Origin of the sequence: Streptomyces sp. V4I23 (genome assembly GCF_030817975.1) — a bacterium.
In the GTDB taxonomy this organism is placed as follows: Bacteria; Actinomycetota; Actinomycetes; order Streptomycetales; family Streptomycetaceae; genus Streptomyces.
In genome coordinates this window covers 1855950-1881542 of record NZ_JAUSZW010000004.1, presented here as the reverse complement: position 1 = coordinate 1881542, position 25593 = coordinate 1855950, and the positions used below count along the sequence as shown (strand labels likewise).

25 protein-coding genes are annotated in these 25593 nt (G+C 72.1%); 17 read left to right on the top strand and 8 right to left on the bottom strand.

All coding sequences use genetic code 11. The features are described from left to right. Positions 1-12: 12 nt before the first annotated feature. Positions 13-1491, top strand: a complete 1479-nt coding sequence (locus QFZ82_RS10685; RefSeq protein WP_307717690.1) for an MFS transporter — start codon at positions 13-15, stop codon at positions 1489-1491. A 108-nt stretch (positions 1492-1599) separates the two neighbouring features. Here the strand turns inward: QFZ82_RS10685 and QFZ82_RS10680 are convergent, their stop codons facing one another. Beyond that, positions 1600-2055 (bottom strand): SPW repeat protein, encoded by a 456-nt coding sequence (locus tag QFZ82_RS10680; protein ID WP_307712939.1) that lies wholly within the window; start codon positions 2053-2055, stop codon positions 1600-1602. 324 nt (positions 2056-2379) lie between these two features. Here QFZ82_RS10680 and QFZ82_RS10675 point away from each other — a divergent pair, with 324 nt between their 5' ends. Further along, on the top strand, positions 2380-2568 hold the full coding sequence (locus tag QFZ82_RS10675) for a hypothetical protein (protein WP_307712938.1): 189 nt from the start codon (positions 2380-2382) through the stop codon (positions 2566-2568). On the opposite strand, the gene QFZ82_RS10670 is transcribed toward QFZ82_RS10675, so the two are convergent. Together QFZ82_RS10670 and QFZ82_RS10665 are read right to left on the bottom strand one after the other, a co-directional pair. Next, positions 2542-3951, bottom strand: coding sequence for a HAMP domain-containing sensor histidine kinase (locus tag QFZ82_RS10670; protein WP_307712937.1), 1410 nt, complete (start codon positions 3949-3951; stop codon positions 2542-2544). The two genes, QFZ82_RS10675 and QFZ82_RS10670, sit on opposite strands and share 27 nt — an antisense overlap. Beyond that, the gene (locus tag QFZ82_RS10665; RefSeq protein WP_307712936.1) at positions 3942-4670 is read right to left on the bottom strand and encodes a response regulator transcription factor; all 729 of its coding nucleotides are present in this window, start codon (positions 4668-4670) and stop codon (positions 3942-3944) included. Before QFZ82_RS10665 ends, QFZ82_RS10670 begins: the two co-directional genes overlap by 10 nt. Positions 4671-4903: 233 nt before the next feature. Between QFZ82_RS10665 and QFZ82_RS10660 the strand changes: the two genes are divergently transcribed. From QFZ82_RS10660 to QFZ82_RS10615, 10 genes are all read left to right on the top strand, one after another. Further along, positions 4904-6241, top strand: a complete 1338-nt coding sequence (locus QFZ82_RS10660) for a cation:dicarboxylate symporter family transporter (protein WP_307712935.1) — start codon at positions 4904-4906, stop codon at positions 6239-6241. 90 nt (positions 6242-6331) lie between these two features. After that, complete coding sequence (locus tag QFZ82_RS10655; protein WP_307712934.1) at positions 6332-7105, top strand: LuxR C-terminal-related transcriptional regulator; 774 nt, start codon at positions 6332-6334, stop codon at positions 7103-7105. A gap of 148 nt (positions 7106-7253) precedes the next feature. Further along, the gene (locus QFZ82_RS10650; RefSeq protein ID WP_307712933.1) at positions 7254-7967 is read left to right on the top strand and encodes an O-methyltransferase; all 714 of its coding nucleotides are present in this window, start codon (positions 7254-7256) and stop codon (positions 7965-7967) included. Beyond that, positions 7964-8569, top strand: a complete 606-nt coding sequence (locus QFZ82_RS10645; RefSeq protein ID WP_307712932.1) for an NADPH-dependent FMN reductase — start codon at positions 7964-7966, stop codon at positions 8567-8569. Before QFZ82_RS10650 ends, QFZ82_RS10645 begins: the two co-directional genes overlap by 4 nt. Then, positions 8566-9702, top strand: a complete 1137-nt coding sequence (locus QFZ82_RS10640; protein ID WP_307712931.1) for a cation:dicarboxylate symporter family transporter — start codon at positions 8566-8568, stop codon at positions 9700-9702. The genes QFZ82_RS10645 and QFZ82_RS10640 overlap by 4 nt, the downstream gene beginning before the upstream one ends. A gap of 2 nt (positions 9703-9704) precedes the next feature. Next, positions 9705-10937: a GNAT family N-acetyltransferase gene (locus tag QFZ82_RS10635; protein WP_307712930.1), complete on the top strand. Its 1233-nt coding sequence runs from the start codon at positions 9705-9707 to the stop codon at positions 10935-10937. Beyond that, a complete protein-coding gene (locus QFZ82_RS10630) occupies positions 10934-12157 on the top strand; it encodes a hypothetical protein (RefSeq protein WP_307712929.1) in 1224 nt (407 codons plus the stop codon). Before QFZ82_RS10635 ends, QFZ82_RS10630 begins: the two co-directional genes overlap by 4 nt. A 29-nt stretch (positions 12158-12186) precedes the next feature. Next, a complete protein-coding gene (locus tag QFZ82_RS10625) occupies positions 12187-13473 on the top strand; it encodes an MFS transporter (protein WP_307712928.1) in 1287 nt (428 codons plus the stop codon). A gap of 142 nt (positions 13474-13615) precedes the next feature. After that, complete coding sequence (locus QFZ82_RS10620) at positions 13616-14266, top strand: helix-turn-helix transcriptional regulator (protein WP_307712927.1); 651 nt, start codon at positions 13616-13618, stop codon at positions 14264-14266. Beyond that, positions 14263-15651: an MFS transporter gene (locus QFZ82_RS10615; RefSeq protein ID WP_307712926.1), complete on the top strand. Its 1389-nt coding sequence runs from the start codon at positions 14263-14265 to the stop codon at positions 15649-15651. Before QFZ82_RS10620 ends, QFZ82_RS10615 begins: the two co-directional genes overlap by 4 nt. On the opposite strand, the gene QFZ82_RS10610 is transcribed toward QFZ82_RS10615, so the two are convergent. Genes QFZ82_RS10610 through QFZ82_RS10600 form a run of 3 tightly spaced genes read right to left on the bottom strand, consistent with a single transcriptional unit; the run spans position 15568 to position 19250 of the window. Next, on the bottom strand, positions 15568-16848 hold the full coding sequence (locus tag QFZ82_RS10610) for a pitrilysin family protein (RefSeq protein WP_307712925.1): 1281 nt from the start codon (positions 16846-16848) through the stop codon (positions 15568-15570). The two genes, QFZ82_RS10615 and QFZ82_RS10610, sit on opposite strands and share 84 nt — an antisense overlap. Before the next feature lie 4 nt (positions 16849-16852). Next, positions 16853-18175, bottom strand: coding sequence for a pitrilysin family protein (locus tag QFZ82_RS10605; RefSeq protein WP_307712924.1), 1323 nt, complete (start codon positions 18173-18175; stop codon positions 16853-16855). 1 nt (position 18176) lies between these two features. Next, positions 18177-19250 carry a pyridoxal phosphate-dependent aminotransferase gene (locus tag QFZ82_RS10600; RefSeq protein WP_307712923.1) on the bottom strand — a complete coding sequence of 358 codons (1074 nt, stop codon included), beginning with the start codon at positions 19248-19250 and terminating at the stop codon, positions 18177-18179. A gap of 81 nt (positions 19251-19331) precedes the next feature. On the opposite strand from QFZ82_RS10600, the gene QFZ82_RS10595 reads away from it, so the two are divergent. Then, entirely contained in the window at positions 19332-19919 is a 588-nt protein-coding gene (locus tag QFZ82_RS10595; RefSeq protein ID WP_307712922.1) for an O-methyltransferase, read from the top strand. Positions 19920-19979: 60 nt separating this feature from the next. On the opposite strand, the gene QFZ82_RS10590 is transcribed toward QFZ82_RS10595, so the two are convergent. Both QFZ82_RS10590 and QFZ82_RS10585 read right to left on the bottom strand, forming a co-directional pair. Continuing rightward, positions 19980-20711: a hypothetical protein gene (locus tag QFZ82_RS10590; RefSeq protein WP_307712921.1), complete on the bottom strand. Its 732-nt coding sequence runs from the start codon at positions 20709-20711 to the stop codon at positions 19980-19982. An 81-nt stretch (positions 20712-20792) separates the two neighbouring features. Then, entirely contained in the window at positions 20793-20924 is a 132-nt protein-coding gene (locus tag QFZ82_RS10585; RefSeq protein WP_307712920.1) for a hypothetical protein, read from the bottom strand. 417 nt (positions 20925-21341) lie between these two features. Between QFZ82_RS10585 and QFZ82_RS10580 the strand changes: the two genes are divergently transcribed. The 4 genes from QFZ82_RS10580 to QFZ82_RS10565 are packed head-to-tail and all read left to right on the top strand — an operon-like array spanning position 21342 to position 25492. Next, positions 21342-23279, top strand: coding sequence for a hypothetical protein (locus QFZ82_RS10580; protein WP_307712919.1), 1938 nt, complete (start codon positions 21342-21344; stop codon positions 23277-23279). Beyond that, the gene (locus QFZ82_RS10575) at positions 23272-23667 is read left to right on the top strand and encodes a hypothetical protein (RefSeq protein WP_307712918.1); all 396 of its coding nucleotides are present in this window, start codon (positions 23272-23274) and stop codon (positions 23665-23667) included. Before QFZ82_RS10580 ends, QFZ82_RS10575 begins: the two co-directional genes overlap by 8 nt. Further along, entirely contained in the window at positions 23664-24620 is a 957-nt protein-coding gene (locus QFZ82_RS10570) for an LD-carboxypeptidase (RefSeq protein ID WP_307712917.1), read from the top strand. Before QFZ82_RS10575 ends, QFZ82_RS10570 begins: the two co-directional genes overlap by 4 nt. Next, positions 24620-25492, top strand: a complete 873-nt coding sequence (locus tag QFZ82_RS10565; RefSeq protein ID WP_307717689.1) for a JmjC domain-containing protein — start codon at positions 24620-24622, stop codon at positions 25490-25492. The genes QFZ82_RS10570 and QFZ82_RS10565 overlap by 1 nt, the downstream gene beginning before the upstream one ends. Positions 25493-25593: the final 101 nt, after the last annotated feature.

Here is a 25593-nt window from a genome sequence, read left to right as displayed (position 1 = left end):
GGCGGCAACGGGATGGCACTTGTGGTCATCGCCTCCTGCCAGCTGATGGTGGTCCTCGACATCACCATCGTGAACATCGCTCTGCCGCACATCCAGACCTCGCTGGACTTCTCCACCACCAGCCTGTCGTGGGTGCTCAACGCCTACACGCTGACCTTCGGCGGGCTGCTGCTGCTCGGCGGGCGCGCCGGTGACATCCTCGGCCGTCGCCGCGTGTTGGTCTCCGGCGTCCTGCTGTTCGTCGGCGCCTCGCTGCTCGGCGGGCTGGCGCAGAACGCCGGACAGCTCCTCGCCGCCCGTGCCCTTCAGGGCGTCGGCGGCGCGATCGCCTCTCCCACCTCGCTGGCGCTGATCAGCACCACCTTCGAGGAGGGCCCGGAGCGCAACCGGGCCTTCGGCGTCTTCGCGGCCGTCTCGGCCGGCGGCGGCGCGATCGGCCTGCTGGCGGGCGGCATGCTCGTCGAATGGCTCGACTGGCGCTGGGTGCTGTTCGTCAACGTGCCGATAGGTCTGCTGATCGCGATCGCCGCACCGCGCTGGATCAAGGAGTCCGAGCGGCACCCGGGCCACTTCGACCTCCTCGGCGCCCTGACCTCCACCCTCGGCGTGGCGGCGCTCGTCTACGGGTTCATCCGCGCGGCGCAGGAGGGCTGGCGTGACGCGCTCACCCTGGCGTCCTTCGGGGCGGCCCTGGTGATGCTCGTCGCCTTCGTCACCGTCGAGCGGCGCTCGAAGCAGCCGATCACCCCGCTGCACATGTTCGCCGACCGCAACCGGGCGGGCACGTACGGCATCATGCTGTGCCTCGCGGCGGCGATCTTCGGGATGTTCTTCTTCCTCACCCTCTTCGTCCAGAACGTGCTGGACTTCAGCCCTCTCCAGGCCGGACTCGCCTTCCTGCCGGTCAGTGTCCTGATCGCGGCCGGCGCCGGACTCACCTCTCACCTGCTGCCGACATACGGCCCGAAGCCGTTCATGGTGACCGGTGCGCTCCTGGCCGCGGCCGGGCTGGCGTGGCTGACACTGACCGACGTCCACTCCACGTACGCCGGCAGCGTCCTGGGGCCGATGCTGGTCTTCAGTCTCGGCATGGGCATGCAGTTCGTCTCGATCACCCTCATGGCGCTCTCCCGGGTCCCGAGGCACGAGTCCGGTGCGGCTTCCGGCCTGCTGAACACCACGCAGCAGGTGGGCGGTTCCCTCGGACTCTCCATCCTCGTCACCGTCTTCGGTACGGCGAGCACCAACGAGGCCAAGGACCAGATCCCCCGCTTCACGGCCCAGGCGACACCGGCGGAACGGATCCGCTTCGAGCGCACCGGTCAGCTGCCGGCGCCGTGGAGCGACGAGATCCTGACCTCCGGTGTCTCCGCCGCCTTCATCGTGGCCGCCGTCTTCACCGCCGTCGCCGCGGTGCTCGCGCTGCTCGTCATCCAGGTCCGCCCCGACGACCTGGAACGCCTCAAGGGCGGGGTGAAGCCCGGGCCCTGAGTCTTCGGGGCCGCTGTCAGGACCGGCGGCCGGAGCCTCGTACGGCCCGTGGACGAGGGCCCCGGCACATCCTCGTGCCGGGGCCCTCGTCCGAGTGGTTGCGACAGCTCAGCTCATCGCAGAGGGACCTAGGCTGCGTCCGCGTCCGCGCTCGCCCCGGGCACCGACTGCCATGGCCAGGGCGCAGAGCAGGGCGACAACGCCGACGATCACGTTGTTGATGACGGTCCGCGTGGTGTCGACGTTTCCGGCGACGACCCACGGCGCGATGATCGTGAAGGCGCCTATGGCGCATCCTGCCCATGCCATGGCGTGGGTGCGTTCGTACGCCGATCCCAGGCCGCCCATGCAGGCTGCGTAGGCGATACCGAGGATCAGGTTGGTCACCGCGAGGGCGGTGAGGCCGCTGAATCCGGCTATCCACGGCGATGCCGCCAGGTAGACGCCGGTCAGCAGTGCCAGGGCTTCGACGGCCTGGGCCGCGGGATTGGTCGTCGCCCGCTCGAAGCGGGAACGCATCTCGGCCAGGTCCGGGTGTTGTGTGATGTCTGAACGGGTGGTCATGGTGGGCCGCCTCCTGTCAGCAGCCTTATCTGTCCTTTATGTCCATGGAACGCCTGTCGGACCGCGAGGTCAATGGGTAATTTCCCGGTGCCCCGGCCTCACGGGCACCGCGTCGGAGCTCCTCACGCCGGAGGTCTGTCGTCGCTCCCGCCGGATGTCCGGCCGGAGTCGGCACCGTTGCATGCCCCTCGTCTCGGGCACGCGCGCGTGTGTCCATCGCGTCGACAGGGACGGTGACGCGTACATCGGCTGTCCCGTCGCCGGGCTCGCTCCGCTCCTCCAGGGAGAGAAGGCGAGGACGGGACTGGGGCCGATGCGCTCGCCATGACGCTCGGCGAGCTGCGGGCCGTCATCCTGCGCAAGGGCAACCGGCCCGTCTCCATGGGCAAGTTGGCCGACCTGCTGCACTGCACCGCCGGCAGCTGGAACAGGCCGGCCTGCTCTCCCGCGAGCGGCCGGGGCGAGAGGTCCGGATACTGCGCACGCTCAGAGGAGACGCACTGGTGGGCGTGACGGGTCGTCCTCGTCACCGGACGCGACGCGGGGCAGGCGCAGGACGGCGCACAGGCCGGGCCCCGGGTACGCGAGCAGTTCCAGGCGCCCGCCACAGGAGGCGACGAGCTTCGCCGCGATGGACAGCCCGATGCCATGGCTCGACTGCTCGCCGCCCCGCCAGCCGCGTGTCAGCGCCGCCTCCCGCTCCGCGCGCGACATCCCCGGGCCCTCGTCCCGGACGCGGATCTCCAGCAGAGTGCCCACCGTGATGCCGATGTGCACGGCGCTCCCCTCCGGGGAGTGCTTGAGGGCGTTGTCGAGCAGCACGTTCATCGCCTGCTCCACGGCCCCCGTACGGGCGAGGGCCCAGGCGCGCCGGGGCCGGTCGAGGCGCATGCGGATGCCCCGCTGCTCGGCGACGGCGGCCCAGCCGCGCACGCACTCCTCGACGACGGCACACACGTTGACGACCTGGGTGCTCAGCTCGGCTGGGTTGCCGCGCGCGTGCTCCAGCATGTCGGTGAGCGTCCGGTCCAGACGGTCGACGTCGGCCAGCAGACGGGCGTGCCGGTCGGCGGCCGAGTCCGGCAGTTCCACGGCGATGTTCTCGATCCGCAGCCGAAGGGCGATCAGCGGGTTGCGCAACTGGTGTGCCACGTCCGCCAGGAAGTGGTGCTGTTCCTCGGCCGCGCACTGCAGGGCGGCGGCGAGGCGGTTGACGTCGGCGGCCAGCAGGTTCAGGTCGTGCCCCCGGGAACCGGGCTCGGCGCGCAGGTGGTAGGCGCCCGCGGAGATCGCCCGCACCGTGCGCTGGATGTCGCGCAGGTCGTGGACCGAGCGCCGGCGCAGCGCCAGTACGGGGAAGAGGCAGCCGGCCAGGGCGACGGGCCACAGTACGGCCAGTCCCGTCCACGCCGTCAGAACGTGGCTGCGGGCGTCCGCGCAGGACCGTCGCACGAGCAGCACCGCCGACCGGGCGTCCCGCGCTTCGAGCGGGAACCACCCAACGGCGCATAGGCCGTTCGACGGCACGAGGGGGAGCCGCGCCGTCCGCAGTCCTGGCCTGTGCCCGTCCGGCGGGGAGGGGACCGCCCGGAATGCGTCGTGCACGGCGGACGGGTCGGAGGCGGAGGTCTGCACCGTCCCGTCGGGGCGGCGCAGGGACAGCTCGACGTCCTCCTGCCGCGCGAGCCGGACGAGCCTGCCCGCCACGTCGCCGTCCGCTTCGGCACTCCGGTCGGCGGTCGCCAGCTCGGCCTGCGCCGCGACGGCGGCGCCGGCCACGGAGGTCGCCGTGCGCTCGCCCACGTGACGTGCGTACAGCCAGCCCGTCGTGGCCAGCAGCACCGCCAACATGCCGCCGATCACGGCGCCCAGCGCCGTCACGTACGTCAGGCGCACGGAGGCGGGTCCTGCGGCCCAGTCAGCGTCTCGAAGCTGAAGCCCACACCGCGCACGGTCCGTATCCACTGGCTGTTCCCGAGCTTGCGCCGCAGTGCGGAGATGTGGGAGTCAAGAGTCCGGGAGGTGCTCATCCACTGCTGGCCCCACACGTTCTCCAAGAGGTACTGGCGGCTGAACACCCGCCCCGGGGACCGGGCGAGAAGCGTTAACAGCTCGAACTCCTTGCGCGTGAGGGGGACGGCCCTCCCGGCCACGTCGACCTCGCGGCGCCACAGGTCGATGCTCATCGCGGCACGGGTGATGACACGGTCGTCCTGCGACTCCGGCTCCTTCGGTGGCTCCACCTCCCGGCCCACCGGGGGCTGGGGTCGGCGCAGCACCGCCGTCATCCGGGCGAGTAACTCCTGCAGCCGGTAGGGCTTGACGACGTAGTCGTCGGCGCCGAGGCGGAGGCACAGGACCTTGTTGAACTCGTCGGAGCGCGCCGTGACCGCGATGATGGGCACCGGTACCCGCACGCGGAGCTGTTGACAGACTTCGAGGCCGTCCATGTCCGGGAGGTTGAGGTCCAGAAGGACGATGTCACACGCGACGGGTGCGGTGAGCGCCGCCGTCCCGGTCGCGACGTGAGCCACGTCCCATCCGTGCTGCCGTAACCCGTCCGTCAGGGCCTCGGCGACCTCTGGATCGTCCTCCACGAGCAGAGCCTTCATCATCCCCCCTGGTCCCCTTCCGACACACCCTGGTCAACTGCTTTGGTCGTAGAGCGGTTGCCCTCGCTGGGGGTTGGTCGGCGGAGCGGAAATACTACCTGCGTTTAACAATCATTTGCAGTTCAGTGCATATTCGTCTTGCACGGGACTCGTAGCGTGACCGAGCACGGCCCCGGAGCCTCCCGGCGTCCGGTACCGAACACCTACGGGGTGCCTTCGAGAGGGGGCTTGCGGCAGTGGGGAAGGCAACAGGAGGCCGTCGTCGGCTGCACCGCGCACTGACCCTATGGGTGGTGGTCGGTCTCGTGGCGGGTGCCGTCTTCGGGGCCGTGGCGCCGCAGTACGCCGTGGGGATGCGCTTCCTTGCCGACGCGTTCGTCTCCCTGATGACGGTGATCATCGCGCCGATCATCTTCACCACCGTGGTCAGCGGGATCGCCGCCTTCGGCAGCGGGCGCCGGCTGGGCCGTCTGTCGCTGAAAGCGCTGCTGTACTTCGAGGCGGCGACGACGCTGGCCCTCCTGCTCGGCCTGGGCGTCGGCAACCTCTTCACCATCCTCCCCGTGGGCGAGGTCGACGCGTCACAGGTCAGCGAGAAAGACGTGGTGCCGCTGGAACGCGCGGCGGCCGGCTCGGCGGACGGCACCCTGAGCCTGGACTGGATCATCCCCGACACCTTCGTCGCGGCCTTCACCAGCGGGAACGCGCTCCACGTCCTCGTAGTGGCGGCGCTCTTCGGCGTCGCGCTGACGATGTCGGGCCGCCGGGGTGCGCCGGTGCTCGACCTCATCGACCGGCTGGGCCACATCTTCTTCTGCGCGGTGCGGGTGCTGGTGGCCGGCGCCCCGCTGGCGGCGTTCGGCGGTGCCGCCTTCACGGTCAGCCGGTTCGGGCTCGTGCCGCTGCGCGGTCTCGCCTACCTGGTGCTCGTCTTCTACGCGACCTGCGCCCTGATCATCTTCGTCGGCCTCGGCCTGCTCGCCCGGATCAACGGCTTCTCGCTCCTGCTGCTGATGCGCTACCTGCGCAGCGAACTCCTGGTGCTGCTGGGCACCTCGTCGTCCGAGTCGGTGTTCCCGCAGGTGCTGCGCAAGCTGGAGCTGGCCGGGGCGCCGCGGGCGACGTCCGCACCGGTGCTGGCCGGGGGGTACTCCCTCCACCTGGTGGGGACGTGCCTCTACCTGACGACAGCCGCCGTGTATCTCGCCGTCGCCACGGGGGCCGGACTGTCCATCGGCGACCAGATGCTCTTCCTGGCGCTGGCCATGATCACCTCCAAGAGCGCGGTGGGCGTGACGGGTTCGGGCCTGGTCACCCTCGTCGCGACGATCTCCATCTCGCACTCGGTGCCGCTGGCCACCGTGGCGCTCGTCATCGGCGTCGACCGGCTGATGTCCGAGGGCCGGGCTTTCACCAACCTGCTCAGCAACTCCGTGGCCACCGTCGTGATCACGAAGTGGGTGGGTCAACTGGACCAGAACCGCCTGCGGCAGGCCCTTGCGGCCCCGCGCCCCGCCGACTGCCGCCGTCCCGAGGACGACCCGGCAGTCGTCCAGGTCACCATCTCCGACTGACACCGCCCACCTCACCGAGGAAGCCGAACACGACGACCGCACCACTGTGATCTCCCGGGCCGTACCCCCGACTATCGACGGAGACAGACGATGCTCACGCTCATACCCGCCGACCTGCTCCCGCCTCCCCCGTCCCACCCGCCCCACCAGCTCGCGAAACCGTGCGCTTCGGACCTGCCGACGGAGTCCGAGCGGGACGGGGACCACGACCGGCCGCGCCGCGATCCGGACGAGCGCTGGGAAGCCGTGCTCGGGTCGGCCCGGCACAATGTGTCCCTGGTGTGCGCCTCCGACGTCCGCCCCGAACGACTGCGGCGCGACGCGGCCCTGTTGAAGGAGTTGTTGCGGCGCTGGGTGCGCGTCAGCGTCATCTGGGACGAGCGACTGCTCCAGTCGCCGTCCGTCCAGGAGTACGCGCGCGGGCTGGCGCGGGCGGGCGCGCAGATGCGCGCGGCGTCCGACGTGCCGGTGACGTTCACCGTGGTGGACTGCGACACCTGCGTGGTCGGTCCGGGCTTCGGCGCGTCCGGCCCCCGTGCGGCGTCCCCCGCGGAGCAGGCCGTGTCACGTTGCCCGGAGACGGTGAGCGTCGTGCAGTACCTCTTCCGCGGGCTGTGGGACGCGTCGGTGAACTTAAGCGCCGATGAACACGGGCTCCCGAACGGGCAGACGCAGTCCGTGCTCAGCATGCTGGCCCAGGGCCTGACGGACCAGCAGATAGCCCACCGGCTGAAGGTCTGTGAACGAACGGTCGGGCGCACGGTGGCCTGGATCATGGGGGAGCTCGACGCGCGCAGCCGGTTCGACGCCGGCGTGCGGGCCGCGCGGCTCGGCTGGCTGGGCGCACACGGCAGGACCGCGTGACGTCCGCGACTGGCAGCGGACACGTCCTCAGTCACGTCCGGCTTCCGACAGTGGCGGTCGCACAGCGGCCAACGCCGGGCGCGGGTGGGCGGGACGCGGGCATTCTCTCTCTCACTTCCCTCCGCCCGTACGCAGAGAGGCGGTTCTCATGCAGACCGAACGACTGAGTCGTCTGACCACGGAGCAGGCGGACCGGGTCGCCGGCACCGTGCTCGGCCGGCTGTACGAGGGCGGCGCGCTCCCCGAGCCCCCTGCCGACGTGTGGGAGGACTTCCACCGAGCTCGCGCGCGCATCCAGGACTCCTTCCAGGTGCCGTTCTCCTCGCTGACGCCGCTCGCCGCCCGCGTCCTGTACGGCATCGCGGCCACGGCGCGGCCCCGTGCGCTGCTCGGCGTCGGCACCTACGCCGGCAACCTCTTCGGGTTCCTCACCGCGGCCGGGTTCGGGGCGACCTGCGGCTACGAGGGCGAGTGCGCCGTCGGGCTGGACGTGGACGCCGGGGCGACCGCCCTCGCGACGCGGAACTTCCGGCGTGCCGGATACGCCGGGACCGTGCGGTTCGAGACACGTGACGGGCGGACGCCCCCCGCGCCGCCGCCAGGAGGCTGGTCGCTGGTGCTGCTGGACGCGGACGACCCGGTGCGGCGGAAGGGGATCTACGACGAGGTCCTCAGATCCGTCGAACCGCATCTGGCGGACGGGGCGTTGGTCCTGGCGCACGACACCGCCTACCCCAAATTCACGGCGGACCTGGCGCCCTACCTGGCGCGTGTCAGGTCCGATGTCTACCGCGGCAGCGTGGCCCTGCCCGTCGACGAGTACGGGATCGAACTCAGCGTCCACGGGCGGAGCACACCTTGACAGTCCGACCGCAGGTGCTCATGATCTCCGGCAGCCCCCGCAATGGCTCGCACACCGCCGCGGTGCTGCGGGCCGGCGCGAACTGCCTGGTCGAGGAGGGCGCCGATCCGCTGCTGTGGGACCTGGCCGCCCACCCGCTGCCCGTCGTCGAAGCGGAGTGTCATGGCCGCCCCGAACGGTACGGTGCCGCGCTCGCGCGGAAGCTGCCGCTGCTGGCCGCGCGCGCCGACGCGTTCGTCCTCGCCTCACCCGCCTACCACGGTGCCTACTCGGGGGTGTTGAAGAACGCGCTCGACCATCTGGACGCCGGCCGGCTGCGGGGCAAGCCGGTGGCCCTGGTCGCGCACGGCGAGAACCTCTCGGCGGTACAGGTCTGCGACGGCCTGCGGACTGTGGTACGGGCGCTGCGCGCCGTCGCCGTGCCGGAGCAACTCGTCACCGTACCGGGTGACTTCGCGCACCCGGCGGGGGGCGGCCCCGAGCTGGTGGCGCCCGCCGCGCTGGACCGGCTGGGCGACGTGTGCCGCGCTCTGACCTCGATGGCCTGCCGGACGGGCCGTCCCGCGATGGCGGGCGTCGACCGGGGGAGGAGTCCGCAGTGAACAGGGACAGAACGCAGTACCTCTGCCTCGCCGTCATCGCCGCCGTCCTCACCGGCGTGACGGTGGGCCTCGCCGCCCCGGAGGCCGCGGTCGAGCTGGAGCCCCTCGGTGAAGGGTTCATCGCGCTGATCAAGATGATGATCTCGCCGGTCATCCTCTGCACGATCGTGCTGGGCGTCGGATCGGTCCGCAACGCGGCCAAGGTCGGTTCCGTCGGCGGACGCGCCCTCGCATACTTCCTCACCGCGTCCACGGTCGCGCTCGCCATCGGACTCCTCGTCGGCAACGTGATCGACCCGGGCAGCGGCTTGGACCTCACGGACGAGGTCCGTGAGGCGGGGGCCGGGAAGGCGGAGGGGACCAGCGAAGGCACGGCCGACTTCCTGCTCGGCGTCATTCCCACCACGCTGGTCTCCGCGCTCACCGAGGACGAGGTCTTGCAGACCCTGCTGGTGGCCCTCTTGGTGGGCTTCGCCCTGCAGGCGATGGGCGCGGCCGGCGACCCAGTGCTGCGCGGCATCGGGCACCTTCAAAAGGTCGTCCTCCGCGTCCTCGGGATGATCATGTGGCTCGCACCGGTCGGCGCGTTCGGGGCCATCGCTGCGGTGGTCGGGGAAACCGGCGTCGACGCGATCAGGTCGTTGGCGGTCATCATGGTCGGCTTCTACGTGGCGTGCTTCCTGTTCGTGTTCATCGTCCTGGGCGCAGTCCTGCGGCTCGTCGCCAGGGCGGGCATCCCCTCGTTGCTCAGGTACCTCGGACGCGAGTTCCTGCTGATCCCCTCGGCGTCGTCCTCCGAGTCGGCGCTGCCGCGGTTGATCGCGAAGATGGAGCACCTCGGGGTGAGCCGCCCGGTCGTGGGCGTCACGGTGCCGACCGGATACTCCTTCAACCTTGACGGCACCGCCATCTACCTCACCAACGCGGCGGCCACCGTGCTGGTCGGCACGTGGACGAAGGAGGTCGACAAGGAACAGTTGAGCGAGGTCGTGGCCGGCCGGCGCCCCTTCGGCGAGACGCCGATGCTCACCGCGCTGTATGAGCCGACGGAGCGGGCGCCGGACTCCGAGGTGGCCGGCCCGGCCCCGCAGGACGGGCGGGCCCTGGCGCTGACCGCGCCAGGGAAGGGGTGAAGGTGCGTACGAGGACGCTACCGGGGCTGACCGCGCTGGACCGCCAGGAGTGGGACGAGCTCACCCGGGGCGCGGACACCGACGCGGGCTACGGCTATCTGCGGTTCCGGGAGTACCTGGAACCGGGTGAGAGCCGGGTGGTCGCCGCCTACGACCGGAAGGGTCTCGCGGGCGCGCTGCACGGTGCCCTTACGACGCCGCGTACCGCGATGACGAGCAACCCGTGGAAGTTCCTCGCCGCAGACTCCGCGCTGCGGCTCGGCGGCGCCTGCGCCAGGACCGCCGCCGAGGTCCGTGCCCGGCACCGCGAGCTGGTGGTCGCGGCCGGCGCCCCGGGCGACGACGGCCCCCTGTGGCAGCGGCTCGCCGCCCGGTTCGGCGCGGCCCTCGTCGTCCGCGGCTTCGACCGCAGTCTCGTGCGGTGCCGGGCGGGGGCGTCCCCCGGAGAGACGGGGGAGACCACGCACGCGCTGGTGCGTGCCGCCCAGCAGGCGGCGCTGGACGCGGGCGCCGGAGCGGTGGCGTTTCCCTTCGTCGATCCGGGGGACGGCGTGTTGCGCGGCGTGCTCGACGCGTGCGGGTTCCGCCGGGGCGTGGTCACGGCCGCCTCCCTCTTCCGGACCGGCGGCTGCGACAGCTACGACGCGTTCCTGGGCACGCTGCCCGGCCGGTACCGCCGACGCCACCGCGTCGAGCGGCAACGGCTGGCGGAGTCGGGCCTGGTGACCGGCGAGCTCGACGTGGCGGCCGACGCCGCGCGCATGGCCGAACTGGAGGCAGCCACGCTGGCCAAGTACGGCACCACCCCGGATGTGGACGCCATCCGGCGCGCCCGTGTGGAACTGGGCACGCGGCAGCCGCATGCGGTGACGGTCCCGGCCGTGGAGCGGGACGGCCGCGTCATCGCCTGTGCACTGCACTTCGTGGGCCGAGGGAGCAGTCTGTTCCTCTCCTACGGTTGCGACTACGAATTGGCGGACCGGAGCACGTCCTATGCCTGGACCGCTTTCTACCACCCCATCGACCGGGCGGTCGCCGCGGGCAGAGGCGCCGTGCGGCTGGGTTTCGAGGGCTTCGAGGCGAAGACCCAGCGCGGCGCGACCGTGCACCCGCGCGAGATGTGGGTCTGGGTGCCGCGTGCCGGGGACGCGGAACGGCTCGGCGCCTTACTGGAGTTTCTGCGCCGGCGGAACGCCGGTTACCTGGAGCGCTTCGTGAAGGAGCCGATCCCGTGAACGTACTGCTGCTGCACACCAAGAAGAAGGTGCTCCCGGACCACGTCCGGGAGGAACTGGAGCAGGACCACCTAACGGTCATCACCGAACACGGCCATGTCCAGCGGTACGGACCGGAGGTGGACGTGCGGTTGGTCGAGAGCCTCGCCCACCTGGACGAGGTGAGGGCCGAGTGCACCAGGGTGCTGGAGGAGCGTCGGCTGGACGCGGTGTTCGCGCCGTTCGAGCACGGGCAGCAGGCCGCCGGTCACCTCCGCAGCTACTTCGGCATCCCGGGCACCGGCTTCGACACCGCGAACGCCTTCTCCAACAAGTACGTGATGAAGCAGCGGCTCGCCGACGGCGGTCTGCCGGTCACCGACTTCCACCTCCTTCCCGGTCTCGACGCCGTCCCGGGCATCGCGCGCACAACGGGGTGGCCGGTCGTGGTGAAGCCGTTGCTCGGGGGCGGTTCGCACCACGTCCACGTCCTCCGCGGCCCGGAACACTACGAGCGGTTCCGCCGGTCCCAGGAGGCCGCCGGCCTGGCCGCGCTGACGGTCCCGCTCGTCGCGGAGCGCTTCGTCCCGATGCGTGCCGAGCACCACCTCGACGGCGTCGTGCACGACGGCGACGTCGTGTTCGCCGTCGGCTCACGCTACCTGGAGCCGGTCCTGGAGCGGTCGGCCGGCTTCGGTTCTTGCGTGCTGCCGGACGCCCACCCGGTGAACGCCGCCCTGCGGGCCCTGCACGCGGAGGCGGTCCGCAGCCTGGGGCTGCGGGACGGCGTGACGCACATGGAGTTCTTCGAGACGGACGACGGCCTGGTGGTGGGCGAGATCGCGTGCCGCCCGGCGGGGGGCGGCATCCCCGAAGCCCTGCGCCTGCACACCGGTGTGGACGTGTGGCGGGCGGCGCTGCGCGCGTCGTGCGGTCGGCCCTACGACGCCACCGCACGGACGCGGGACGGGGTCGTCGCCCACGTCTACCTCCCGCTGCGACCGGGGCGCATCGTGAAGCAGACGCCCGCGGCGGCGCTGGAGGCCCTTCCCTCCGTCGTCAAGGTCGAGATGCTGCACGGCCCGGGGGAGACGGTCCGGGGACCGCTCGGCTCGGCGTCGGCGAGCGCGCTGGTGTACCTGCGGGTCGGCACCCCGGACGAGGCGGGGCCTGCGGTACGCCGTGTGTGCGAGGCGTACGAGATCGACGTGGCCGAGGACGAGGCCGGAAGCCTCCGGTGAGCTGACGACACGGGGAGTGGGAACCGAAAGTGCGCGAGACGCTGGCCTTGCTGCGGCGGACCCGGGGCTGCCTGATCCTGCTGATGGGCAACTTCGCGATCACCTTGGGCAGCGGCATCGTGACGCCCTACCTCGCCATCCACCTGACCCAGCACGAGGGCCTGTCCCCGCTCGTCGTGGGGACGGCGCTGGCGGTCAAGGTGTGGAGCCAGTTCGGCCTGATGCTCGTCGGCGGAGCGGTCTCGGACCGCGTCGGCGCGCTCAACACCATGTGCCTGGGTGTCGCCCTGCGCGCGCTGTCCTATCTCATGCTGGCGTTCCTCTCCGCCGGTCCCTGGGTCATCGTCGCCTGTGCCCTCATGGGGTTCGGCGGCTCGCTGTTCGTCCCGGCGGGCAAGTCGGCCTTGGCGGGCCTCGTCGCCGACCCGGCGAGAATGGCCTCGGTCTTCGCGGTGCGCAGCGCCGTCAACAACACGGGTCTGGCCCTCGGCCCGTTGATCGGCGGGCTGCTGCTGCTCGGCGACCCGGACACGGGGCTGACCGTCACGGCGCTGCTCTTCCTCGCGCTTCTGCCCGGGCTCCGGCGGCTGCGCCGCACCGCACCGGCTTTGGACAGCGCTCCCGGCGGGACGAGGCGCGGACGTCTCTTCCGCGGGATACCGCAGGTGCTGCGCGCCAACCCGCGCCTGTGGTGGATCCTGTCCTCCGCCACCGCGTTCGGCTTCTGCTACGTGCAGCTCGAGTTCGCGATCCCCCTCATGGCCTCCCGCCACCAGGGCCCCGGCTTCGTCGGCGTCCTCTTCGCGGTGAACGCGGTGGCCGTCGTGGTGCTGCAGTTGTTCGTCAGCGTGCCCATAGGCCGCTGGAGCAACACCGCACTGGTCGTCGCGGGCGGCCTGCTCACGATGGGGGCCGGCTTCGGGCTGATGGGCACCGGAGCGCTGGTATGGCTGATCGTGGGCATGCTCCTCTTCTCCCTCGGGGAGGTGGTCATCGATCCCCGCCTGGACGCCGAGGTGACATCCGCCGTCCGCTCCGAGGGCCGGGGAACGGCCTTCGGGCTGGTGGGCGTCTGCATCGCCGTGGGCGGCGCGGTGGCCAACGTCACGGCCTCGCTGCTCGCCGGCGACGGCGGTACGAACAGGACCTACTGGCTCCTGCTCCCGGTCGTGGCTGGAGGGTTGGCGCTGCTGGTGTGGGCGTGCTTCCCCCGGCGACACCACGGGGCGCGACCGTCCGCCACCGCCTCGCCGCTCGTGCCGGGCGGCGGAACCGAGGACGAGGACGGCGGTCAGAAGAGGCCCGCCGGCCGTTGACTGCCGTCTGTCCGGTACCGGATGCGGTTGTCGAGTAGCGGACAGGACGGACAACGCGGCACCGCGCGCCGGAAATCCGTGTGAACATCAGTGCGGATCTTGTCACCACCGTGGCCTCGGGGACCCGGATGAGAGGACAACCATGTCTTCGACCACCTATACGTCGCGGTGCCTTTCCGACACAACGGAACTGGCGCGGGCCGCAGCCCGGTTGCTCGCCGCCGACGACGGCGACGTGACCTGCTACTGGAACTACACCTCACTCGACGACCCGCTGATCGAGGTGCTGAACAGCAGCGGTGCCCACCTGTGGGACCGGGACGGCCGCATCCGGATCGTCTACCCGACCGCCGCTCTGAGCGAGCCCGCTCTCGGCGACCACATCGCCTGGCAGCAGGGCCACGGCGCCGAGGTCGGTCACAGCATCCGGCTCCCGCCGGGCGCCATGCTCCTCACAGCCCACGGTGCGCTGGTCACCTCCCGTCCTCAGGCGGGCTGTTGCTACGAGGAGGTCGAGGACGCCGCCACGCTGCATGCCCTCCGGGCGCTCGTGAGGCTGGTCGCGCAGTACACCGAGCCGCTCCCCGCCCGGGGCGAGACGGCGCCGACCGAAACGGAACGGCAGCTCCTGGACATGCTCATGGAGGGGCTGACCGACCGCGCCGTGGCGCGACGCCTCGGCCTGTCGGAACGTACGGTGCGCCGCCTCGTTGCCCAGCTCATGGAGCGGCTGGGGGCCGCAAGCCGTTTCGAGGCCGGTGCCCGGGCCGTCGAACGGGGATGGATCGAGTGACGAGGAGCCGGCGCGACGGGAAGCGGCCCCCGGGACGGTGGCAGCGGGTGCTGGGGGCGGTGGTGGTCGACACCTCCGCCTTCCGGACGTCGCGCGACTACAGGCTGCTGCTGATCGGCGGGGTGATCAGCCGGTTCGGGTCCCAGATGACCCTCGTCGCCCTGCCGTTCCAGATGTACCGGATGACCGGCTCGCCGTGGCAGGTCGGCCTCCTGGGACTCGCCGAGTTCGTGCCCTTCGCCGTACTCTCGCTGTTCGGCGGCGCACTGTCCGACCGGTACGACCGCAGACGCGTGCTCATCTGCTCGCAGGCCGCATCCGCCGCGATCATATGCACGCTCGCGGTCACCACCGCGACCGGAACCGCCGGGCCGCTGCTGCTCTACGCACTGGCCGGCGGTACGGGAGCCGCCGCCGCGTTCGACGGACCGGTGCGGCAGGCCCTGATGATGCAGGTGCTCCCTGGGGGGCTGCTGCGGTCCGGCGTCTCCCTGTGGTACGGCATCGTGCAGGTGACGGTCGTGATCGGTCCGGCGCTGGGCGGGTTCCTGGTCGCCTGGTGGGGGCCGGCGCTCGTCTACACGGTGGACGTGGTCACGTTCACCGGCCTCATCGCCACGGTGCTCATGATCCGGCACCGTCCGGCCGTGCCGGAGCGCGCCGAACGTCCGCCCGTGCTGCGGTCGATCGGCGAGAGCCTCGCCTTCGCCTGGCGGGAACGCGCGGTGCTGGGCAGCTTCGGCATCGACCTCATCGCGATGACGTTCGGCATGCCCAGGGCCCTTTTCCCGGTGCTTTCCCTGCACACGTACCAGGTCGGGGCGCAGGGCACTGGACTGTTGCTCTCCGCGGTCTCCTTCGGTGCCCTGGTCGCCGCGTTGACCAGCGGCTGGCTGAAGCGGGTGCGCCGGCTGGGCCGGGTCGTGGTGTGGGCGGTGCTCTGCTGGGGCGGCGCCATCGCGCTCGCCGGGACGATGTCGGCCTTCGCCGGCGTGCTCGTCTGCTTCGCGGTCGCGGGCGCCGCCGACAGCGTCAGCGCCGTGTGCCGCTCGACCATCGTGCAGACGATCACCACCGAGGAGATGCGGGGCCGCATGTCCGCGCTGTACATCATGGTGGTGGGCAGCGGGCCGCACCTCGGGGACGCGCAGGCCGGAGCGCTGGGCTCGCTGCTCTCCCCGCGAGTGGCCGTCTTCTCCGGCGGTGTGGTCTCCATGGTGGGTGCCGTGCTCGTCGCGGTGCTGTGCCCGGGGCTGTACCGCTTCGACAGCGACGACTACCCCGCGGCCGGGGAAGGGCCCTCACGGCCGGCCGGCGACGATCCAGTCGGCGCCGCCCACGGCCGGAAGGGTATGGCGGCCGATCCCGTCGAGGTCGCCGACTAGCACCGTGTGCCAGGCACCCAGCGCCAGTTCACGGGCGGTGCACTCGACCTCGTCCCGCGTCACGGCGGTCAGGGCCGTGACGTCGCCCTCGACGTCGTCCGCGCCGCGACCGAGGCCGAGTTCCTGGGTGAGCACGCCGGCGAGGTCGCTCTGGCCGCCGTGGGACATGAGCAGGCTGGTCGCCGCGAACGCGCCGGCCGCCGTGTGCTCGTCCTCCCCGACGCCGTCCGCCATGCGCCGCGTGACGTCGTCCAGCGCAGCCAGCGCCGCACCGGTGACGGCCGCGCCCACGTCGGCGACGACCCGCAGGTCCGCGCGGCGGGGACGCCGTACGAGCCGACTGCGCGCGATGTAGGCGTAGCCGTTCTCCTCCCGCAGCCGGTGCGCCAGCCGAGAGGAGGGCTGACCGCCGAACAGCAGGTCGCACACCCGCCAGGCGGCCGAGTCCCGCGCTCGCGGCGGCAGGACGAGGACGCGGCGCAACGTCGTCTGCCGGGCGCCGGGACGGTGCACCGCGAGGTTGACGCCCGACGCCGGCACGGGGGGCAGCGGGGCCGGGGGGACCGGTGGGCCACCCAGGCCGTCCAGGTGGCGCACGACCGACTCGACGGCGTGCGAGGGGTCGAGGTCCCCGACCACCACGACGCTGCCACCGGCCGTGGTGATCCGCCCGCACAGCTCCCGCACCTCCTCCGGCCGCACTGAGGCGGCGAGGTCGGAGGCGGGCAGCTCGTGGGCGTACGGTGAGCCGGAACCGTAGGCGGCTGCCAGCACGGCGCGGGTCGCGACGGTCTCGGGGTCGTCGTCGGCCGCCCGGCTCTGCTCGGCCAGGGAACGGATCGCCGAGGCCACAACTGCGGCACCGGTCGGCGGGCGGGCGACGGCGGCGCCGATCCCGGACAGCAGCTCGGGCAGGGCGGCGGCCGGCCCCGTGGCCGCGACGCACAGGGCGTCCTGGTCCGCGACGGCGACCACGTAGCAGCCCAGCCGGGCGAGGCTCCTGGTGACCGGCGCCTCCGGTCCGAACAGCATCTCGGCCGCTACCTCCGTCGCGGCCGCCGAGTGCGGGTCGGGGACGGGCACGGGCAGCCTCAGCCGCACCTCGACCAGCGGCACCGTGTCCAGGCGCACCGCCGCCGCGGCCAGGCCGTTGACGGGCGCACGATAGGCGGACGGCGGGGACACGCGAGCGGTCACGGGCTCATCGTCCTTTCTCGGGAAGGACCACGAGCACGGCGGGTTCGGTGGTCAGCAGCTCAGTCGCACACCGCTCCACCTGCCGGGCGCCGACGCGCGGCACGAGGGTGGGATGGGCGCACAACCGGTCCGCGGAGCCGTGCAGGACGCTGTGCGCGGCCAGCGCGCGGGCCAGCCCGGTGCTGCTTTCCAGGCCGCGCCAGAACGCCAGGAGAGAGAACAGCGCGGCACCGGCGACCGCGTCGTCCTCGGCGTGGGCGCCGACGTCAGCCACCGTCCGCTCGATCAGCGCCACGGCATGGTCGGGGTCGGCTCCCTCGGCGAGGTGGGCCTCGGCGACCAGAAGCATCGGGCTGCGGCACTGCAGCGGGTCGTTGAAGCCGACGTAGCAGGACGCCATCCGGGCCAACCCGGTCTCCTGGACGAGCCGCTTGTGCAGCCGGCTCTCACCGCCACCGCCGAGGACGTCCGCGAGCAGCATCGTCGTGGCGTGTCCGAACGGGTCCGTCTCGGCGGGCGGCACGGGCCATCCGACGGCGACGGCCGGAGCGGTGACGAACGGGTCGGTCTCCCGGTACCGGCCGGGCCGGAAGCGGCCCGGGCTCGGCGGCGCGGACACCGCACGGGGCGGCGCGGCCGGCCAGGCCCGCAGCAGGATCTCCCGCACCTCCTCGACGCTGGTGTCTCCGACAACGGCCACCGACAGCCGGCGCGGATCGTAGAGGCGGGACCAGAAGCCGCCGGCAGACTCCGCGGTGGCCGCCGCCAACGACTCCCGTGTTCCGTATCCGTTGTGGCGGTTGGCATGGTCCAGGAACGCGACCGCGGGCAAGCGGGCCCAGGGGAACCCGCCGAGCGGCTGGTTCTCCACGTTGGACGCGATCTCCTCCAGGACGATCTCCCGCTGCCGGGCGACCGCCGCTGGGGTGATCAGCGGGTCCGAGAAGCGCGCGGCCTCGTCCCGCAGGGCCTCCTCCAGCGCCCGGCGGGGGAGTTCCTGCCAGTACAGCGTGTGGTCGAGGTGCGTGGAGGCGTTGGTGCTGCCGCCGCGCCGGTGGACGCGGTCGACGAAGCCGCCGTCCTCCTCGCCGCTGCGGAACATCAGGTGCTCCAGCAGATGAGCCAGCCCCTCCTCACCCGGCAGTTCGCTGCGGAACCCGGCGGGCGCGGCCACGGCCACGCCGACTCCGCCGGAGCCGGGCCGTGGCGAGACCAGCAGTCGGGGCAGCCCGGGCAGGTCGAGCTGGGACAGCGGGATGCGGTGGGCGGCCAAGGCGTCGAGCAGCGTACGACGGTCGGTGCCCACGGCGGGCGTGGCGGTCTCCACGTCAGCCCGCCTCCGCCGTCGTCCCGACCGCGGCCCGTATCCGCCGCGCCGCCTCCCGGACGGCGGCCGGCTCGGCGCCGGCGTTGACCCGGATGTGGCCGCGCCCACCCGGCCCGAAGCGGCTCCCCGGCCAGACGGCCACCCCGCACTCGGCATGCAGGTGCGCGGCGAACTCCGTGTCGTACATGCCCGAACTCCTCGTGTCGACCCACAGGCACGTGCCCGCCCGCGTGGGCGTGGCCCAGCCCGGGGGGAAGGCGGCGGCCAGCACCGGGAGGTTGGCGGCCACCTGTGCGCGCGACTCGGCACACACGTCGCCGTACACCCGTAGCGCCGCGCCCATCGCGACCTGGCCCGGCACGGGGGAGCTCATGTGCAGCTCCCAGGCCGCCCGCGCCGCCTCCCCCGCGTTGGCGCGGGACGCCGCGAGCCAGCCGACCCGCAGGCCGCACAGGCGCAGGGACTTGGAGGCGCTCCACACGCCGGCCGACGCCTCGGGATCGGCCCAGCGCAACGGGGAGTGGTGGGTGCCGTGCCAGACGAGGTCGTGGAAGACCTCGTCACTGATCAGGAACAGCCCGTGCTCGGCGGCCAGCCGCGCGGCACTGCGTAGCTGCTCGGCGGTGTGCACCACGCCGGTGGGGTTGTGCGGGGAGTTCCACAGCAACGCGTGGGCGCTGCCACCGTGTTGGGCGACGATGTCGGCCCAGCGCCCGTCGTCGGGGCCGAGCGGCGAGGGGTAGCGCACCGGACGCCGGCCGAGCCGCCGTAGGGTGCGCTCGTACAGCGGCAGCCCGGGGTCGGGCACCAGCACGGCGCCGCCTTCGGGTACCCGGGCCAGCACAAGCGCCGCGATGGCCCCGGAGGCGCCGGTGGTGAGCACGGTCTCGTCGGCCTCGGTCGGCCTGAGCGACCGCTCGCTCAGGTGCCGGGCCACCACCTCGCGCAGCGCCGGGTTGCCGCCGGGCGGGGTGTAGGCGCTGGGCCGGGACAGTAGGGCCATGGCGGCCGCCAGCACCGGACGCGGGGGCGCGGCCGCGATCTCGGCGGACGTCAGGTTGATAGGGTGGACCACGCACGGTCTCCGATGTCCGGTGCCGACGGGAAGCTGAACGCCGTCGCAGCCGGGGCGGTCGACAGCTCGACGGGAGTCTGCATGGACGCGGTACTGGCCGCCTACCTGAACGACCTCTTCCGGCAGGGGAGGGAACACGACGCGCCGCTGGCCGACCGGCTGCTGCGGTTGCGCAACATGACGCCCGAGGCGGCCGGTCTCGTCAGCCTCCTCATCCGGGCCCAGGGGAGTTCCCACGTGCTGGAGATCGGCACGTCCAACGGGTACTCGGCGATCTGGTTCGCCGACGCGGTGCGGGACACCGGAGGCAGGCTGACCACCGTCGAGACGCAGCGGGACCGGGCCGACGCGGCGCGCCGCCACCTGGAGCGGGCCGGCGTGGCCGCGTACGCGGACGTGCTGCACGCCGACGGCGCGGACGTGCTCGCCCGGGCCGACGATGCCTCGGTCGACCTTGTCGTCCTCGACGCCGAACGGCCTGCCTACTCCGGCTACCTGGACCGGCTGCGTCGCGTGCTGACGCCGCGCGGGATCGTCGCGGTGGACAACGCGGTCAGCCACGCCGAGCAACTCGCCGGGTTCCGAGCCCTGTTGGAGGAGGATGCCGCGTTCGCCGTTCACCTCCAGCAGGTTGGCGACGGCGTCCTGACGGCCGTGCGCGTCGGTTGACCGCCGCACGGACGGCCGCCCGGCCCCCGGTGCCGGACGCCCGGCCCGCACCGGCGCATCTCACTCCGGCGTGAGCGCGAAGGAGTAGTTGTCCGCGAGGTACTTCGTCATGCTGGCCATGTCCTGCCAGGTCTCCCGGTTGGTGTGCGCGAAGCACTCGTCGAGGGTCTCCTTGAGTGAGGGGTCCTCGCGCAGCCAGCCGTCGATGGCCTCACCGGTGTAGATGACGTGGTTGATCTCGTCGACCATGATGTGCTCGATCACCGGGATCATCTCCTCGGCAATGTCCCGGCGGGACATCGAACGCAGCGCTTCGAGGTAGTAGCGCAGCACCGTCCAGGAGCGGATCTCGATGGAGTGGACGCGGCAGATGAAGGCCCGCAGGTCGTCGTCGAAGTCCATCACCTGCCCGACCTGCTCCTCACCGTCGGCCAAGTCGACCTCGACGGTCTGGTAGCCGGTGAGCTGCACCATGTTGAGGAACAGCCGGCTGTGCTTCAGCTCCTCGCCGACGTGCCGCATCATCTTCTTGTGCAGGTCCGGCTCGGCGTACTTCTCCGCGATGATCTGAATACGCGCGGCACCCTTTGCCTCGTCGATTCCGTTCTGCACGAGATTCCAGGCGATCATCTTCGGGCTGTCGAATAGCGTCCTGGTAATGCCGTACATGGCCGGCACCTGGTAGGAGAGTTGGTGGTCGAGAGCCGACGTCATGGACTCGACGTAGAGCTCACCCAGCTGAATTTCGCGCTCTTTGTAGAGGTTCTTGAGGTCGGCCAGGACGTCGTACATGCCGGGCTTCTCCTTTTTCCTTGATGGATTTGGCCGACGGGATGGGAGGCGCCGGGTGAGGCGCCTCCCATCCCGAGCGACTTACTTCTTCTCGCTCGGCTTGGCGAACGCCGAGTTGGCGCGGACCAGGCGCGGAGGCTCCTGGCCGGGGGCCGACAGGCGCTTGCCGACGACACCCTCGAGCTTCTGGTTGATCTGCTGCGTGGAAGCCATTTCTTCATCACCTCCCTTCGGCTGTGACGTCGTTGACGATTCTTCGGTCGGCAGGTCGGAACTGTCAACGAGTCTCGTGCATTGGCCGGGTCAGGACGCCCAGGTCGGAAAGCGGCCAGCTCTGTTTGACGAGTTTGGGTGGCGTGAATAATGGCGCTGTCCGCAGTAATTCCGAGAAAGGAGTTCACGCATGTCGAACATCGAACTGGCCGAGGCTCTGGACCAGGTGCTCGCCGACCTCGACAGCGACGTTCCCCAGGAGTGGCTGGAGTCGCGCATCGAGACGGCGACCGCTGCCGTGTCCTGGTAAGACCGGTCAGCCCCGGCGCGGGTGCCTTCCCCATCGCAGGGGCCGGCACCCGCGCCGATCCCGCACCCGGGACCGCTTCCGGGGACGCCGACGAAGGAGAGCCCGCCGTGACCTCGTACACCACCGAGAGCCTCAACGCGCTCTCGTTCCCCGGCTTCCCGGAAGCCGGGGTGGACCTCGTCATCGACGCCGCCCGGCACTCGGCGGCGTGCCTCGCCCTGACCGGGCAGCCGGACCACGCGGTGGTGCGGGTGCCGGAGGAAGAGGGCCCTGCCGACTTCGCCACCATGTCCCGCGTGCTGCGCCTGGTGGCGGCGCTGTCCGACGCGTTCGACGCGTGCCTGCCCGGGATTCGGGAGGAAGTCGACCGCGCACTCGGCATCTTCGAGGTGTCCGTCCGCCGTAACGAGCTGGGCGGTCTGCTCCCGCTGACACAGTCAGCCACCCTCGGCGTGACGCGTCGCATCAACCGCGAGTCGCACGACAGTGCCGTCGTCATCGACGGTCTCGCCAGGACCCTGGCCGCCGGAATGGCCGCGACAAGCGCCAGACGCGGCGGGCTTACCCTCCTGGTGGACCGGATCGACTTGTGGGACCGGCCCTCGCTGCGCGTGCTCCTCCGCACCTGCCGACTGGCCTCCCGCGGTGACTTCACGGTGCTGGCGTCGAGCGCGGACTGGCACCCGCTGGCCGACGACGCCTCGCTCACCCCGCTCCAGCGGCTCACGATCCACAGTCGGTCGGCCTGGCTCGCCCGCATCTCCTCGCTCCCCGGCGTGGTGACGGCCGAGGGGCCGACGCCCCCCGCCGTCCCGGCCGCCGAACTGGCGGCGGTGGCCGCGCGCACGGCCGACCGCTGGCACGCGCTGCGAGCGACCTCCTTCCCCAACGCCCTGCTGGAGCTGGGCAACGCCCTCGCCTTCCAGAACTTCGAGCACTTCTTCCTGGTCGCCGACGCGGCGAACGCGGCGGAGGCGTCACCGGAGAGGCGGGCCGATATCGAACGGCTCGTCGGCATCGCGGAGTCCCAGCTCGGCCGCTACGACGACGCCGCCGAGCGGCTGGAGCGGGCCAGGCGGCTCACCACCACTCCTGCGGTGTCTGCCCATCTCGCCTACCTTGTCGGACTGCTGCGCACCAAGCGGAACCTGGCGCCGGAGGAGGGCGCTCGGCACTACGCGGAGGGGCTCGCCGTCCTGCACGACGCCGAGGACACCCCGCACAACGTGGTGGAGCGCAGTTGGATCCTCAACGGCAAGGCGCTCGTCGAGACCATGCGGGCCCGCCGCATCACCGACCCGGCGGAGCGGCGAGAGGCCCTCGACACCGCCTTCACCCTGTGCTTCTCGGCCCTCGACGGCATCAAGGGCCTCACCGGTGAGCACGCGGACTACCTGCGCTTCAACCTCGTCGCCAACATCACCTTCCTGCTGGAGATCACGAAGCGGCCCGCGGAGGCCGCCCGGTTCTGGACCCGGGCGTTCGCCGGCGTAGCGAAGTCCGGGGCCACCGCGTTCCTCGTGCCCCACCACGCCCGTCTGGCCCAACTGCTCGCCCAGGCCGACGATCCGGCGGCGCACGAGCACTTCGCACAGGCCATCACCTACGCCAAGGAGCGCGGCGACCGCTTCTACGAGGAGCGCATCCGGTACGCCCACGGCTACGCGGCCTTCCGGTCCGGGGACTTCCCCGCCGCCCTCCAGCACTTCCGGACCGGCGCCCATCTCGCTGCTGTGCTCCGCGACCGCACCGGATACCTCCAGCACGTCTTCGGAGCCCTGGCCACACTCGTCGAGGCCGGCAGCGTCGCCGCGGCGGCGGACCTCGCTGAACGGTCGCCGGTGGCTCCCGCCGGGCTGAGCACCGCGCTGCGGGGGGCCGACGGGGTCGAGGAAGGACGCGCCCGGCTGGTGGCGCACGGCGTCACCGTCTCACGTCCGTCCCCCAAACTGCCCCCGTACATCGCCCACGTGGACCTGGAGGGGGAGGGCGAGGAGACGGTGAACAACCTCCTCGTGCGTGCCGCCGGGGGCGGGCATGACTGACCGGCGCGACGGCCACAAGCCGCCGAACACGCTCCTCGCTGGGCTCATGGGGACGCTGCGCCCGTTCACCGGGGCCATCGCTGTGGTGCGGGGCGACGGCTGGGCCGCCAACCTGTGCGGGCAGCTCGTGATCGCTCCGGACGGCGCGGACCCGTACGCCGTGCGCCTCCAGCAGTGCGGCTGTCACCTGCACGTCGACTGGGAGCGCGCGGTCCGCTTCACCTACCACGACGAGGACGTCGGCTACGGTCCTGAGCCCATGGTCGCGCTGCGGGACGCCGGAGGGACGGCCCTGGTGCGCTTGTTCTACCAGCCGCAGGACCGGGACCGGCTGCGGGCCGCGCTGCGGAACCTGGTCACGGATCTGCGTGCGGCCGGCAGCGCATGATGGCCCTGCGCGCGGCGGTCGTGAACACCTCCGGCCGCCCCCTGCTCTCTCCCGCGGGTCGCGCGGCGCAGGTCGGCAGGCTCGCCTCGCTCGGAGTGCGCTGCGAGGAGATGGGGCCGGACGAGCAGGAGAGCGGACCGCACGGCTACAGCGTCGCGACGGCGGAGCGACGGGCAGAGGTCCTCGCTGCCGCGCTCACCAGCCCCGACTACCCCGTCGTCTGGGCCGCCCAAGGGGGGTTCGGCGCGACGGAGATCCTGCCGCGACTGGCCGGGCTGCTGCCGGTGACGCTCCCGCCGACCCTCTTCGTCGGCTTCTCCGACTCCTGCGCCCTCGGTGCGTGGCTGGCGACGCACCGCCCCGACGTCGGTTTCCTGCACGCCACCCACGCCCTGGACCCCCGGCTGCTCACGGGACGCCGCAGCGACCTGGCCGCACTCCTCCGGCGGTTGCACGGCGCGGCGCCGCCTGTGACTGGTACGACGACGTTCGCGGCGCAACCCGGTCGTCGAGTGGAGGCGGTCGTCACCGGCCGCGCCGTTCCGCTCAACCTGAGCGTCGCCGCCTGCCTGACGGCGGTTCTGACACCGCCGGCTCGTGCGGTCCTGCTGCTGGAGGACGTGGACGACGACCTGCGCCGCCTGCTGCGCGCCCTGGACGTCCTCGCATGCGCCGGCTGGCTGCGGCGGGCCCGGGCCGTCGTCCTGGGTGAGTTCACGGCGTGCCGCGACGAGCGGGGCGGGGCGCTGGACGTCACTCGTCTGGCTGCCGCCGTCGCCGAGCGCACTGATGCCCCGGTCCACCTGTGGCCGGAGTTCGGCCACGGCCGGGCCCGTACCCCCCTGCCGTTCGGGCTGTCCCTCCGGCTGGAGCAACGCCCCAACGGCACCGGGACCCTTGGACCCGTTGACGCCTCACCCGATCCGACTCCGAAGGAGCTGCGCGTACCGTGATGGAGACCTCGACCCGCACGCACTCCGGCGCGCCGCACGACGCGCCGTGCCCGGCCGGCCTTCTCGCCGCCGACGGACCGCTCTCCGCCGCGTGGGGCCGCCGCGTCCAGGTGCTCACCACCGACTGGCTGGCCCCCGACCTGCCCGACGCCCCCGCGCTGCTGCGCACCCCGCTGCTGCGCCCGCCCTACGTCGTGGTGCTCCGCGACGGCCGGCCGGTCTCCCACGACGAGTTCTGCCGCACGGAGCGGATCGTCCTGCGCAGCCCCGACGAAGTGGTGCTGGACACGCGGCGCGTGGCGTCGGCCGTCGAGGCGGGGGCTGCGGTCAAGTTCAACCGCCTGGAACTGTGGGAGCCCACCGTGGCGGACGTGGCGGCCCGGCTGGCGGCGGCCTGCGGACGGCGGGTGCGCGTCTATGGCTTCTGGACGCCGCCGGGCTCGGCCGCACTGCCCGTGCACCGGGACGCCGCACATGTGCTGGTCGCCCAGATCACCGGCCGCAAGCGATGGCAGGTGCACGGGCCGCCCCCGGCCACCGGCTGGAGCCCGGGCCCGTGCGAGGAACCGGGCGCCGTCACCGCCCGACCGCTGCTGGAGGTCGGCGACCTGCTGTACCTGCCCCACGGCACAGCCCACCAGGCGATCGCCCAGGACGGGGCGTCGTTCCACCTGTCGTTCACGCTGCTCTCCCGCACGGCCGGAGACCTGCGCCGAAGGATCATCGATGCCCTGTCGGCGGCGTGGGACGTGGAGGACTCCACGGAACTCGATGGGCCCGGACTGCGCCGCGTCACGGAGGAGTTGTGCGCCTCCCTGCGCCACACGGCCATCGACCTGGCCGAACGGCTGGCGCGCGGACACTTGGACTGAGCTGGTCAGCCACCGTGTCGGGGACGGTGAAGGCCGGGAGAGGTCAACCGTTGGTTGCAGGTGGCTCGCGGCCTCAGCCCGTGGGGCGGGAAAAGGAGCTC

What these genes read in the sequence shown, in the direction of transcription:
- QFZ82_RS10575 (WP_307712918.1), top strand. Translation starts at nt 23,272, where the DNA reads ATGACTGACCGGCGCGACGGCCACAAGCCGCCGAACACGCTCCTCGCT.
- QFZ82_RS10570 (WP_307712917.1), top strand. Translation starts at nt 23,664, where the DNA reads ATGATGGCCCTGCGCGCGGCGGTCGTGAACACCTCCGGCCGCCCCCTG.
- QFZ82_RS10590 (WP_307712921.1), bottom strand. Translation starts at nt 20,711, where the DNA reads ATGTACGACGTCCTGGCCGACCTCAAGAACCTCTACAAAGAGCGCGAA.
- QFZ82_RS10595 (WP_307712922.1), top strand. Translation starts at nt 19,332, where the DNA reads ATGGACGCGGTACTGGCCGCCTACCTGAACGACCTCTTCCGGCAGGGG.
- QFZ82_RS10650 (WP_307712933.1), top strand. Translation starts at nt 7,254, where the DNA reads ATGCAGACCGAACGACTGAGTCGTCTGACCACGGAGCAGGCGGACCGG.
- QFZ82_RS10675 (WP_307712938.1), top strand. Translation starts at nt 2,380, where the DNA reads ATGACGCTCGGCGAGCTGCGGGCCGTCATCCTGCGCAAGGGCAACCGG.
- QFZ82_RS10685 (WP_307717690.1), top strand. Translation starts at nt 13, where the DNA reads ATGGCACTTGTGGTCATCGCCTCCTGCCAGCTGATGGTGGTCCTCGAC.
- QFZ82_RS10680 (WP_307712939.1), bottom strand. Translation starts at nt 2,055, where the DNA reads ATGACCACCCGTTCAGACATCACACAACACCCGGACCTGGCCGAGATG.
- QFZ82_RS10585 (WP_307712920.1), bottom strand. Translation starts at nt 20,924, where the DNA reads ATGGCTTCCACGCAGCAGATCAACCAGAAGCTCGAGGGTGTCGTCGGC.
- QFZ82_RS10655 (WP_307712934.1), top strand. Translation starts at nt 6,332, where the DNA reads ATGCTCACGCTCATACCCGCCGACCTGCTCCCGCCTCCCCCGTCCCAC.
- QFZ82_RS10665 (WP_307712936.1), bottom strand. Translation starts at nt 4,670, where the DNA reads ATGATGAAGGCTCTGCTCGTGGAGGACGATCCAGAGGTCGCCGAGGCC.
- QFZ82_RS10565 (WP_307717689.1), top strand. Translation starts at nt 24,620, where the DNA reads ATGGAGACCTCGACCCGCACGCACTCCGGCGCGCCGCACGACGCGCCG.
- QFZ82_RS10620 (WP_307712927.1), top strand. Translation starts at nt 13,616, where the DNA reads ATGTCTTCGACCACCTATACGTCGCGGTGCCTTTCCGACACAACGGAA.